This window comes from Methanolobus vulcani, from assembly GCF_006546655.1.
Classification (GTDB): domain Archaea; phylum Halobacteriota; class Methanosarcinia; order Methanosarcinales; family Methanosarcinaceae; genus Methanolobus; species Methanolobus vulcani_A.
In genome coordinates this window covers 167683-179486 of sequence record NZ_VIAQ01000006.1, presented here as the reverse complement: position 1 = coordinate 179486, position 11804 = coordinate 167683, and the positions used below count along the sequence as shown (strand labels likewise).

The window sequence follows — 11804 nt, the reverse complement described above, 5'->3', positions numbered from 1 at the left end:
AACATATGCTTAATATGCTGAAAATAGGAAATTTGCAGAATCGGATAATAAAAATTATATGCCAATGAGTGTTTATACTACTAAAATTATCCATAATAAAATATAATGCTACTTCACGGAGGGAATGAATGGGCGTAATCACATCGTTCAAAAGGAATTTTTCAGACTTATTTAAAAAACTGTTTAAAAAACAGAATGCCCGAATTGGAATATACGGTCCGCCAAATGCGGGAAAGACCACTCTTGCTAACAGGATACTGAGAGACTGGACCGGTGATGCAATGGGTTCTGTATCTCATGTTGCTCATGAAACAAGAAGGGCAAGGCGCAGGGAAGGTGTGACTATCAAGACCAATGGTAGTTCTATTACACTTGATATAATTGATACCCCCGGACTTGCTACTAAGATAGATTTCCATGAGTTTATGGAACAGGGCATGGATGAAGCAGAGTCCAAGAGGCGTGCAAAGGAAGCCACAGAAGGTGTCATTGAAGCTGTAAAATGGCTTGAGAACCTTGATGGTGTAATTCTTGTAATGGACGCAACTGAGGATCCATTCACCCAGGTCAATGTAACAGTTATTGGTAATATGGAAGCAAGGAGCCTTCCTCTTTTGATTGTCGCTAACAAGGTGGACCTTCCGGAAGCTTCTCCTTCAACCATCAGGGATGCTTTCCCACAACATCCAATGGTTTCAATATCTGCCCTGGAAGGTAAGAATGTAGAGACCTTCTACGAAGAACTTGCAAAGAGGTTCGGGTGATCGCAATGCAGGGCTTCCAGATGGATCTTGTATCAGAGCACAGATTATCACAAATGTCGCCTGTGGAAAAGGTCAGGTTTATTATTGATGAGGTAAAAAGCGGAAAGATACTGGTCCTTGAAAAAGGTCTGAGTCCTGAAGAGGAGGCACACCTTATCGAGATGACAATGACTCTTATTGAGCCAGACGGTTTTTCAGGTATTGAGATGGAAAGTTACCCATCAGAAGTGGACACATCTTTTTTGGGAAAGATCCTCAAAAAGAATGCTCTTAAGACGCGTCTGACTGTTATCGGACCTGCTGATCAGTTAAAGACCCTGAAAAAGGATCGCAATATGATCAGTGCACTCATTTCCACAAACAAGTAATTTGCGTGAAGCAATAAATGGGTCAGAAATCAAGTAAAGAATACGAAATATCGCAATATCTCTCCCTTTCTTCCTTTGAGATGGGGAGGGATGATGTGAACGTAGTTTGTACCTACGGTAAAATCTCCATATGGTTTGGAAGGCAGGCGCCGGATATAGTCATAGGGAAGGTACTTTTAGGTATATCCAATATAGACCATTCGGCCGTTCATGAACTTGAACTCATATGTGATTTTGACGAAATAATGGAATATGAAAGTCATGGCTATGTTCTCGTGTCGTATGCAAAGTCAAAAGGCGGCTACAGAACAACTTTCAATGTTCCTTTTTCCAGTAAAAAAGCTCTTTTTCACCTTGCAGGTTCTATAACCGAAGAACTTAAAGACAAGGACACAGTCTTAGACTGCTATTGGACCGGAGATGACTCTGACATCATGCGTTTGTATGAAGAGTTGAGTAATATCGAAGGTTGGAAACTTAAAAGCATCAATTATAAGGATGATGCAAAAGAAAAACAAAGTGATCTTACAATTTCTGATTGACTTATTGAGGAACTCTGATGAAAGATATCCAATTGTCTGAATGTAAATACTTAACTTCTTCTATTTTATTGATGGCTGAGCACCTTGAAAATGTGGCAAATAAACTTGAAATGGATTCTGTCAGGCAGATGCTTATGGACATTATGGGTGCAAAGCGTATCTTTGTTATGGGGGCAGGACGCTCCGGTCTTGTAGGAAGGGCATTCGCCATGAGGCTTATGCACCTTGGATTCATATCACATGTTGTCGGTGAATCCACAACTCCTGCTGTCAGCAAAGACGATGTAGTAATTGCAATTTCCGGTTCAGGTCAGACTCGCTCCATTGCAAATCTGGGAAAAGTTACCAAAGAGATCGGTGCTAAACTTATCACTATCACATCAAACAAGGAATCCGTACTTGGTGAATTATCCGACACAACCATAGCCCTTCCAGGAAGATCAAAAGACGATGCAGGTGGCTATGTAGAACGTCACATGCGTGGTGAATACACTTATCTTACTCCTCTTGGTACTTCTTTTGAAACATCTTCAAGCGTTTTCCTTGATGCTGTTGTTGCAGAGCTCATCTTCATAACAGGGGCTTCTGAAGAAGATCTCAAATCAAGACACACAAATATTGAATAAAGCTTAAAGTGATAACATGCCTGATTCGAAGTTTGCACAGAGGGTACTGGGTATTGATATTTCCGGGATAAGAAAGATGTTTGAGGGCGCAGGCCCAAATTCTATTAATCTTGGTCTCGGACAGCCGGATTATGATACTCCGCAGCACATCAAGCAGGCTGCTATAGATGCTATTAATGAAGGTTTTACCGGCTACACCCAAGGTCCGGGTATTCCTGAACTTTTACAGGCCCTGAGTTCCAAATTCAAAGATCAGAACAATTTTGAAGTCTCACCAAATGAGATCATTGTTACATCCGGTGCTTCAGAAGCCCTTGAGCTTGCAATGGCATCCCTGGTAGATCCTGGAGATGATGTGCTCATAGCAAATCCGGGTTTTGTGTCCTATAATTCTCTGGTAAATATCATGGGTGGAAGAGTTACACCTCTGCCTCTTGCCGAAGACCTTACAATTAGTCCGGATGTTGTAATGGAAAATATTGGTCCGAAAACAAAGGCAATTATTATCAATTCCCCTGCAAACCCAACCGGTGCTGTGCAGAGTAAGGGGGATATGAAAGCATTTGCAGAGATTGCAGATGACCATAATATAACAATAATCTCCGATGAAGTGTACGAGCATTTCATCTATGAAGGTGAGCATGTCAGTCCTGCACAGTTTTCAGACAATGTAATTACTATTAACGCAGTATCCAAGACATTCTCAATGACAGGATGGAGAATTGGTTATGTTGCTGCAAGGAAGGAATATACCGAGCAGATGATCAAGGTCCACCAGTATGTACAGGCATGTGCAAATTCCATTGCCCAGAAGGCTGCATACGCTGCACTCTCAGGTCCGATGGATTCTGTTTATGCAATGCGTGATGAGTTCAAGGCTCGCAGGGATATGCTTGTTGAAGGTCTTAACTCCATAGGGCTTAAATGTGAATCTCCAAAAGGTGCGTTCTACGCTTTCCCTGAAGTTCCTGAGGGAACTACATCAGAAGAAATCGCTTCAAAATTAATATCTAACGGAGTAATTGTTGTTCCGGGTACTGCCTTTGGTGACCGCGGAGAAGGACACATACGCCTTTCCTACGCTTCATCCATGGACAACTTAAAACAAGCTCTTGATATAATGGAAAAAGTATTGTGATGACTTTAATAGTCATCCATTATTTCATTTTCTTCAACTACTTCTTTTTCTGCGATAGCTTTTTTGACCATCTCTATAAGAGTTGAAGTAACTTCTTCGATGCCTTCTCCGGTGGCAGTTGACATTTTCATGTTCACAAATTCAAGGTCTCTGAACTGTGGCAGGTCTGCCTTGTTAGCTACTACAAGAACCGGCAACTTAAATTCAGTGCGAACTTCTTCAAGCATGCGTTTCTGGTCATCAATCTCATATCCGCATGTTTCTGTTGCATCAATTATGAAAAGAACAACAGCATCGAGATTCTTCAGTGCAGTAATAGCCTGGAGCTCGATTTCGTTACGTTCAGACATTGGTCTGTCAAGAAGTCCTGGTGTATCCATTACCTGATACCTGTCATTACCAACAAAGAAATGTCCGATTGAAACTCCTTTTGTGGTAAATGGATAGGATGCAATTTCAGGTGTAGCTCCCGTGACCTTTGTGACAAAACTGGATTTTCCAATGTTTGGGTATCCTGCAACAACAATGGTTGGCTCATCATTAACCGAAGGCAGTTTTCTGAGCTTATTACGTGACTCGTTAAGGAATATAAGGTCTTTGTCAATTGAACGCATGATGGATGATAATCTTCCAAAACACTGTTTTCTGACAGGCAGCGGGTCTCTTGCTTTCCTTATCTTGCCAACATGGTCCCTTGTAACCTCATGTATCTTTGCACTGGCCCAGTCAAGCCTGCTCAGGGATTTTCTCATATCGTCAACGCCTACCATGACATCTGCCAGTTCGTAGTAGAAAGGTGGCAGATTCTCAAAAGTAGGGAATCTTCTAACGATGTTTTTCAGGTTATCCGTGAGTATGTTACCAGCAGTCAGCATCATTGACTCATTTGCTTCAATTGCCGTCTTTCTTCCAGTGATGTTTTTTCCGGACATGGCTCTGGTTGCTCTTCTAAACGCCTTGTCCAGTAATTCTTCGGATGTTTGGACTGTATTAATTTTCTCAAAGATCATGTTTCTTCCTGTCGTGGCTTCAAATCACTTCAACATATAAATCCCTATTCCTATAAATACAATCTTTCAAAAATCTCTTATTTTGAGTCCACATGCAGAGATACTATACTATGGTTTATATATCTCCTTAGAGTATCTATAACTATATTTGAGTTTATGGACCCGGTGATTTTGTGGAACTGACTCCCATACAGAAAGATATTCTTATTGCATTGATTAATCTCCAGAGAGAAAAGGATCGAGCTGTTAAAGGCGAAGAAATTGCAGAGCTCATTAGCAGGAATCCAGGTACAGTCCGGAACCAGATGCAATCTCTGAAAGTCCTTGAGCTCGTAGAAGGCGTGCCCGGTCCAAAAGGTGGTTATAAAGCAACAGGTGAAGCCTATGAAGCTTTAAGCATAACTGCAATGGACCATGAGGCAAGTGTTCCTATTTTCAGGAATGATCAGTTAGTGGATGGGGCAACAGTAGCTGAGATCAGCTTTACCACCGTCAGGCATCCGGATCTTTGTCATGGTATGTTAAAAGTACTTGGTAACATAAAAGGATTTGAACAGGGTGACATTGTTCAGGCAGGCCCGACTCCTGTGAACAAACTGGTTGTTCGCGGTGAAATAGTGGGAAGGGATGATACCCAGAATACTCTTGTTTTCTCAATTAATGAGATGATATCCCTGCCAAAAAAGCCTGTCAAGAATTACGCTCGTACTAACATGATATCAATAAGTGGAAATGCTTCTATTCAGGAAACAGCACGTATGCTTGTTGATAACGGCATACACGGAGCTCCGGTACTGGATGATGGTGTTATTATTGGTGTTGTCACCTTCACGGATATCGGTGATGCAGTAGGTAGTGGAAAAATGACTGCAAAGGTAAAGGACATAATGACACGTGACCTTATTACCATTGATGCGGAAACATCTCTTTATGATGCTGTGAAAATGTTTGATTCACACAATATTGGTTACTTAATAGTATCTTTCGATGGAGTACTAAAAGGACTTCTATCTAAGAAAGATGTATTCCGCGAGCTTGTAGTTTATTAAAAAAGTAGTTTATGAAATTGAAATAGTTCAAAAGAACTATTTTCTTCTTTTCTTAAGTTCAGTGGCAATCTCATCAAGGGTTATTCCTTTAGCCACAAACATAACCATAAGGTGGAACAAAAGGTCAGATGATTCGTATATAATCTCTTCTTTGTCCTCGCTCTTTACGGCAAGGATTGTTTCTATGGATTCCTCGCCAACCTTTTCCAGTATTTTGTTAATACCTTTTCTGTGATTGAGTAAAGAACATACATAAGAGTCTTCAGAAGGATTCTCTTTTCTTTCTGTAATTATGTCGTAAAGCTCGTTAAATATTGAGAGATCAGTTTCAGGCATGATTTATCCTTTCCTGATAGAAGGTAATCATATTACATCTTTATGGTGCACAGCTCAAACGGGCAACCTTATAGGTAAGTTTTGAAGGTAAACAGCTTAAAAACAGTTATAGTGACGTTGGTTGTAATCCACACACAATATGACGGGATAGTGTTGGTTATACCAACGTCTGGAACTATCATTAAATTTGTTTAATATATCTCTTGTGGTCGCACAGTTGAAAAAAGAAATAATAGGGAAAAATCAGATCTTTCTGGGATCTGTAATTTCTCCTGTGAGTGCAGATGCTGCAGCGGTTGCAGGTGAACTCAGGTATACAAAGGACTGTGGGCTTCCTTCTCGTCCCTTGAAGTTACGGTTGGACGTTGCAAGTCCTACCTCACCGTCACCGAGAAGTCCGAAAGAACCTCCCATACATGGACCACAGCATGGTGCTTCCACAATTGCGCCTGCTTCCATGAACTGTTCAATGTAACCTGCTTTGAGTACCTTCATGTATTCAGTCCTTGATGCAGGGATGATAAGGAGCCTTACGCCCTTTGCAACAGGCTCGTCACCCATCATCTTTGCGACAACTTCGATATCCTCGAATCTTCCGTTTGTGCAGGAACCCACAAAGATCTGATCAAGCTTTGTGCCCTCAACTTCTGTAACCGGCTTAACGTTATCTACGTTGTGTGGGCATGCGACCTGTGGCTCAAGGTTACTGATGTCATACTTGTGAAGCTCACGTTCTGCACCTTCGTCAGACTTCCAGTATGGATCAAACTCATAGTCTGGTATTCTTTCCTTAAGGTATGCTTCTGTAACTGCGTCAGCCTCAATTATACCAGCCTTGCCGCCCATTTCGATAGCCATGTTTGAGATGGTCATACGCTCGGACATTGGCAGTGAACTGATAGCTGAACCTGCATATTCTGCAGCCTTGTATCTTGCACCTTCTGCACCTACGTCACCGATAAGGTGGAGAATGATGTCCTTTGAGTAGACGTGCTTTGGAAGCTTTCCTTCGACCTCAAACCTGATGGTTTCAGGTACCTTGAACCAGAGCTTTCCTGATGCAAAAACTGCTGCCATGTCAGTTGAGCCGATTCCTGTTGAGAATGCACCCAGTGAACCATATGCACAGGTGTGTGAGTCTGAACCTACTACGAGGTCTCCTGGCTTTACATGTCCCTTTTCAGGCATTACCTGATGACAGACACCTTCGTAAACGTCATAGTTAATGATGCCCTGTTCCTTTGCGAACTTCCTGAGCATTATGTGGTTCTGTGCAGCGTTAAGTGAGTCTGCAGGAACCTGGTGGTCGAAAAGAATTACAATCTTGCTTGGGTCCCATACCTTCTTCTCTTCCTTGTCCCTCATAATCTCGTAGAATCCTTCTACTGCAAGAGGTCCTGTGATATCGTGGGTCATTGCCCTGTCTATATTGGCCAGTACGAATTCTCCGGCTTTTACCGTCTTCCCGGCAGCCTTTGAAAAGATCTTCTCAGAGATCGTCATAGGTTCATTATTAGTAGACATGTTTATTCCTGCATAATGTTTATTTGTTATAAATCAATCGATAAATGAAATTAGTGTAATTTTAAGCCCAATTTAGGGTAAATTCAGATATTTCTTACTATCCTGTAACTTCCCTCACTATAATGTACGACGTAATTTAAGTATCCTTGCTTCAGGCAAGATTCCGCAATATTTTTACCATTTTCTCCGGTTTCAAACCCGTTATAGTTTTTATATGTAAGAATAGTATCCTCTAGTTCCAGAATGTATCTTTTCAGCACCAATTCTGCAAGTGCATAACTTTCCTGAGCTCCTATCTCCTTTCCAACACCTTCACATTCAGATGTATTGAGTTTGAGTCCTTCCATGTAGAATGGATATGTACTGCACAAAAGAGGTCTTAGTTTGTAAATCTCACAACGATGGTTTGTGGTATCATCGGGAATGAAAGAACAATCCCGGTTCTTCTTGCGACGCAGCATCCATCCAAATGTATGTATATTGCCTTCTTCGTCGATGAGTCCGTCTGCTGCATTAGTCTCGCATTCTTCTTCCGGAGATTTAGCTTCTGCAACAAAAGGCTCTGCAATCTCTTCCCATCTACTATTATAACTACATTCGATTGTATGTATTTCAGTAGTTGTTACTGCAACCCTGTTATCTCCAAAATCCCTGCGACAACATTTACTGCATATCAGGCATTGAAATCCTATACTATATATCTCATCTGCAATTTCCTGCACGCTTATCTTCTTTGCAGCATCAAGTTCTGCTTCAAGCTCACAGATCAGGATTTCCTTCAAATTCTCATTCATCTGCTTATCTGAATGTTCTGATCATTTATCATCTATAGGGTAGGACAATCCCATGCATCTCTCTAAAAGTTTCTGCGTAGATCTGTCTATTTCTTTGTTGTGATGGACGTGTGAATTGAATATTGCGCAGTATTTTTTGTATTCTTTTGTAAGGGCATACATATTATGTGCTTTAATACGTAAGCTCTTGTATTCGTTTGTATGGTCATATGGATATTATCTGTATGTTTGGCATCAGGTATGTTGTGGGTAACGATGATGTCATTAAATCGTAGACACTACTTGGCTCAACAAACAGAGCAATATATGCACATCATGTAGTGCATAATGCATAATATATTCCACAATCTATACACATTAATATATATGTTGCAGCACACCATATTAAAAAACAGCAACGGAAGAGTTATTCGTCGGTCTCTTCCACACCAACAGCTGCCAGGAATCTTTTAACGACAGCTTCATTTACAAGTCTTAATAGTGTCTGGCGGTCTTTAGATACACTGAAAACTCCCAGAGGGATCTGTGCGGCTGCAGCGGTTGCATGTCCACCACCAGCATCTTCTCCGAAGGCTCTTTTCATGATATCTCCGAGATTGACCCTGATATCGTTACTGCGTCCGGAGATGTAGATCTTCTCTTCAGTAACTCCGAATACGATCGACGTTGAAATACCTTCAAGGTTAAGCAGGTAATCAGCTGCCTGTGGCAACGTATCTCTGTTACGGATACTTCCCACATTGGAGAGCAAATAGCTTCCTACTACCTGTCTGCTGTTAATGGCTTCACCCAGGACGTCCAGGGTTTCAATTGACATTGAAGGACGTTCTAGTTGTTCCAGTATATCATGGTCAGATACCGGATAGAGATATGAAGCTGCAGAAAGGTCTGATGAATCGGTATTTCTCTTGAAGTCAAGAGTGTCTGTCCTTATACCGTAGAGCAGTGCTGTAGCAAGCTCACTGTCAATATCAATATTGAGTTCCTGCAGGTATTTCGTAAGAATAGTAGCAGCAGCTCCTACGTGTGGCCTGATATCTATAAAGTCTGCATCGATGTCTGCATCAGGAAGAGGATGGTGGTCTATAATAATATTCACGCGAGTATCAGCTGGAAGTGAGTTATTAGCACCTGGCGTTGAACAATCAACCAGTGCAAGGTTCTCGTAATTTGTAAATCCGACATCTTCCGATCTGTAAAGATCAATTCCAAGCAGGTTCACAAAAGCCTTGTTTTCCTGATGTCCTATCTCTCCATGGTATATGATATCTGCAAGAACATTGAAAGATGATGCAATGGTTTTCAGGGCAAGAGCACTGGATATAGCATCAGGGTCCGGGTTGTCATGAACCACAATTCCAAGCTTTTTTCCTTTATTTGCCTCAAACCACTGGGTAAGTTTGTTACCTCTGCGCATTGCCTCTGCACGTTCAAGTGATCTTGAAAGAGACTTTGCCACCATTCTTGGAGGCATGATCACAAGGTCTGCTCCAAGGGTTTCCATCTCCTGCATATTGATTACATCAGGAGCCCTAACTACAGAATAGATATCTGATGACACTTTTTCCCTGATATTTTTGAGGGCTATTTTGTTTGCCTTTGGATCAGAACTCAGTATAAGGATACCTGCAAGGTTCTTGGTGTTGATTGTGTCAAAAAGGTTCGGGTCGCTAACATCACCAACCACAGCTTCATATGCTTCCTCACGCAGTGTTTCAACCTTCTGCTCATCCTTATCGATGATAATAAGCTCTTTGTCAAGTTCCCTGAGTTCCTTGGCTAATGCAAATCCAAAACTGCCACTACCAAGAATAAGGTATGTGGGCTTGATCTTAGTTTTGTCAGTTGCGTTAATCTCCTTTGCAACGTTGTTAATAGAATAACCTCCATCTGGTTAAGAATCATATTTGCATAAAACAATTTTCAATAAAATTACAGAAATAATACATCAACTGATAAATACAATGCAAACTAAGGAATAAATAGGTAACTATGTTTTCTGTCACATCTTCAAAAATGCGGGCTATTGATGCTAATTGCGCATACATTGGCTTAAGCCCTGTGCAGCTTATGGAAAATGCCGGTGCTGCCATTGCCCGGGAGATAATTTCAAAGATCAGTTCCGGTAAAGTCCTTTTTGTTGCAGGCAGGGGAAATAATGGAGGAGATACTTTTGTTGCTGCACGTCATCTGGCGATGAACGAGAACTATGAGGTAAGACTGATACTTCTTGGTAACTCTTCCCGCATAAGGACAGAAGAATCCAGACAGAACTTTTCTCTTCTCAGTTACAGCGGTCTTACAGAACTAAAAGAAATAGCAGATTCAAAAGAACTTGAAAAATATGCAGGATGGAAGGATAGTGACATCATTGTTGATGGGGTACTTGGTTCAGGAATAAAAGGTGCTCCAAGAGAACCTGAATCTACTGCAATTGACTTAATAAATTCCTCAAATTCATACATTATTTCTGTAGACTCCCCATCGGGATATGATCTGGATGGTGAAGAGGTAGTAAAAAGCGTGGTTGCGGATATAACTATCACATTCCACAGGATGAAAACAGGTCTTGAAATTCCAGGTTCTGAAAAGTACGCGGGTCAGGTAATAGTTGCTCCAATAGGTGTTTGCAAGGATGCAGAAGAATATGTGGGGATGGGTGATCTTATGTCTCTTGTACATAGGAACAGGGATTCCCACAAAGGCAATTCAGGACGAGTCTTGATAATTGGCGGCGGCGCTTACTATGGTGCTCCAGCCCTTGCAACCATGGCAGCACTTCGAACCGGTGCTGATATTGTAACAGTTGCAGTACCGGAAAATGTTGCTGATATTGTTGCTTCATTTTCACCAAATCTCATAGTAATACCACTTGAAGGTGACAGATTAAATCCTTCAAACATTCCAGTTCTTAAAAACCTCATAGAAACTCATAATGTTGCTGTAATTGGTCCGGGTCTTGGCAGGGAGAAAGAAACTCTGGACACTGTAGAACAGCTTTTGCCTCTATGCAGGAAAGCTGTTGTTGATGCAGACGCGCTTTTTGGGTTGAAACTACCCCTAGAAAGTGAGGGTAAATTCATCCTGACGCCACATTCAGCTGAGTTCTCACGTCTGTCAGGTTCTGAAATTCCAAAGGAACTTGATTCTAAAAAGGATGTTGTCAGCAGTTTTGCTTCTGAAAAAGATGTCACTCTTGTTCTCAAGGGAAAAACCGATATAATTTCTAATGGCTCAGTTACCCGGCTTAACAGGACAGGCAATGCCGGAATGACTGTTGGAGGAACTGGTGATGTTCTTACTGGTATAACCGGTGCTCTCTTTGCAGTAAACGATGCTATGGATGCTGCATCCTGTGCGGTTTTCATCAGTGGGGCAGCCGGTGACCTTGCATTTGAGGAAAAAGGGAACGGGTTGCTTGCGACAGATATAATTGCCCGGATAACCGATGTTATATTAGGTGTATTATAATGGAGCGAGAAAGTAGAAAACTCAGTGTGGATATTGAAAGAAAGTGGATACGTGTCATTGTCAGTCATGGCAAGGATGAGGAAATACTCAAACTCACACTTGATGAGGCACGCAGTCTGAAAGAACAACTAAATACTACTATTGAGGATTACCTGCAGAGACAAAATATTAGAATTGATTAA

The 11804-nt window shown here is 41.5% G+C and carries 13 protein-coding genes; 8 read left to right on the top strand and 5 right to left on the bottom strand.

Annotated elements, in window-relative coordinates:
- Positions 1–128: 128 nt before the first annotated feature.
- The 5 genes from FKV42_RS01400 to FKV42_RS01380 are packed head-to-tail and all read left to right on the top strand — an operon-like array spanning position 129 to position 3438.
- Positions 129–764 (top strand): Era-like GTP-binding protein, encoded by a 636-nt coding sequence (locus FKV42_RS01400; protein ID WP_154808448.1) that lies wholly within the window; start codon positions 129–131, stop codon positions 762–764.
- 5 nt (positions 765–769) lie between these two features.
- Positions 770–1132: a DUF2073 domain-containing protein gene (locus FKV42_RS01395; RefSeq protein ID WP_154808613.1), complete on the top strand. Its 363-nt coding sequence runs from the start codon at positions 770–772 to the stop codon at positions 1130–1132.
- A 17-nt stretch (positions 1133–1149) separates the two neighbouring features.
- Positions 1150–1674: a hypothetical protein gene (locus FKV42_RS01390; protein WP_154808447.1), complete on the top strand. Its 525-nt coding sequence runs from the start codon at positions 1150–1152 to the stop codon at positions 1672–1674.
- A 17-nt stretch (positions 1675–1691) separates the two neighbouring features.
- Positions 1692–2300 carry a 6-phospho-3-hexuloisomerase gene (gene hxlB, locus FKV42_RS01385; protein ID WP_154808446.1) on the top strand — a complete coding sequence of 203 codons (609 nt, stop codon included), beginning with the start codon at positions 1692–1694 and terminating at the stop codon, positions 2298–2300.
- A gap of 16 nt (positions 2301–2316) precedes the next feature.
- A complete protein-coding gene (locus FKV42_RS01380; RefSeq protein ID WP_154808445.1) occupies positions 2317–3438 on the top strand; it encodes a pyridoxal phosphate-dependent aminotransferase in 1122 nt (373 codons plus the stop codon).
- A 5-nt stretch (positions 3439–3443) separates the two neighbouring features.
- Here FKV42_RS01380 and FKV42_RS01375 read toward each other — a convergent pair whose 3' ends face one another.
- Positions 3444–4448, bottom strand: coding sequence for an NOG1 family protein (locus FKV42_RS01375; protein WP_154808444.1), 1005 nt, complete (start codon positions 4446–4448; stop codon positions 3444–3446).
- Between the two features lie 173 nt (positions 4449–4621).
- Here FKV42_RS01375 and FKV42_RS01370 point away from each other — a divergent pair, with 173 nt between their 5' ends.
- On the top strand, positions 4622–5497 hold the full coding sequence (locus tag FKV42_RS01370) for a CBS domain-containing protein (protein WP_154808443.1): 876 nt from the start codon (positions 4622–4624) through the stop codon (positions 5495–5497).
- A 36-nt stretch (positions 5498–5533) separates the two neighbouring features.
- On the opposite strand, the gene hisE is transcribed toward FKV42_RS01370, so the two are convergent.
- From hisE to FKV42_RS01350, 4 genes are all read right to left on the bottom strand, one after another.
- Positions 5534–5833, bottom strand: a complete 300-nt coding sequence (gene hisE / locus FKV42_RS01365) for a phosphoribosyl-ATP diphosphatase (RefSeq protein WP_154808442.1) — start codon at positions 5831–5833, stop codon at positions 5534–5536.
- Positions 5834–6076: 243 nt separating this feature from the next.
- Positions 6077–7357: a 3-isopropylmalate dehydratase large subunit gene (locus FKV42_RS01360; RefSeq protein WP_196214005.1), complete on the bottom strand. Its 1281-nt coding sequence runs from the start codon at positions 7355–7357 to the stop codon at positions 6077–6079.
- Positions 7358–7440: 83 nt separating this feature from the next.
- On the bottom strand, positions 7441–8151 hold the full coding sequence (locus FKV42_RS01355; protein WP_154808441.1) for a YkgJ family cysteine cluster protein: 711 nt from the start codon (positions 8149–8151) through the stop codon (positions 7441–7443).
- Between the two features lie 406 nt (positions 8152–8557).
- The gene (locus tag FKV42_RS01350; RefSeq protein WP_154808440.1) at positions 8558–10027 is read right to left on the bottom strand and encodes a DHH family phosphoesterase; all 1470 of its coding nucleotides are present in this window, start codon (positions 10025–10027) and stop codon (positions 8558–8560) included.
- Between the two features lie 116 nt (positions 10028–10143).
- On the opposite strand from FKV42_RS01350, the gene FKV42_RS01345 reads away from it, so the two are divergent.
- Positions 10144–11622, top strand: a complete 1479-nt coding sequence (locus tag FKV42_RS01345) for an NAD(P)H-hydrate dehydratase (RefSeq protein ID WP_154808439.1) — start codon at positions 10144–10146, stop codon at positions 11620–11622.
- Complete coding sequence (locus tag FKV42_RS01340; RefSeq protein ID WP_154808438.1) at positions 11622–11804, top strand: hypothetical protein; 183 nt, start codon at positions 11622–11624, stop codon at positions 11802–11804. The genes FKV42_RS01345 and FKV42_RS01340 overlap by 1 nt, the downstream gene beginning before the upstream one ends.

Excerpts from the sequence above, each read along its gene's own strand:
- FKV42_RS01400 (WP_154808448.1), top strand. The coding sequence starts at position 129 with ATGGGCGTAATCACATCGTTCAAAAGGAATTTTTCAGACTTATTTAAA.
- FKV42_RS01395 (WP_154808613.1), top strand. The coding sequence starts at position 770 with ATGCAGGGCTTCCAGATGGATCTTGTATCAGAGCACAGATTATCACAA.
- FKV42_RS01390 (WP_154808447.1), top strand. The coding sequence starts at position 1,150 with ATGGGTCAGAAATCAAGTAAAGAATACGAAATATCGCAATATCTCTCC.
- hxlB (WP_154808446.1), top strand. The coding sequence starts at position 1,692 with ATGAAAGATATCCAATTGTCTGAATGTAAATACTTAACTTCTTCTATT.
- FKV42_RS01380 (WP_154808445.1), top strand. The coding sequence starts at position 2,317 with ATGCCTGATTCGAAGTTTGCACAGAGGGTACTGGGTATTGATATTTCC.
- FKV42_RS01375 (WP_154808444.1), bottom strand. The coding sequence starts at position 4,448 with ATGATCTTTGAGAAAATTAATACAGTCCAAACATCCGAAGAATTACTG.
- hisE (WP_154808442.1), bottom strand. The coding sequence starts at position 5,833 with ATGCCTGAAACTGATCTCTCAATATTTAACGAGCTTTACGACATAATT.
- FKV42_RS01360 (WP_196214005.1), bottom strand. The coding sequence starts at position 7,357 with ATGTCTACTAATAATGAACCTATGACGATCTCTGAGAAGATCTTTTCA.
- FKV42_RS01355 (WP_154808441.1), bottom strand. The coding sequence starts at position 8,151 with ATGAATGAGAATTTGAAGGAAATCCTGATCTGTGAGCTTGAAGCAGAA.
- FKV42_RS01345 (WP_154808439.1), top strand. The coding sequence starts at position 10,144 with ATGTTTTCTGTCACATCTTCAAAAATGCGGGCTATTGATGCTAATTGC.
- FKV42_RS01340 (WP_154808438.1), top strand. The coding sequence starts at position 11,622 with ATGGAGCGAGAAAGTAGAAAACTCAGTGTGGATATTGAAAGAAAGTGG.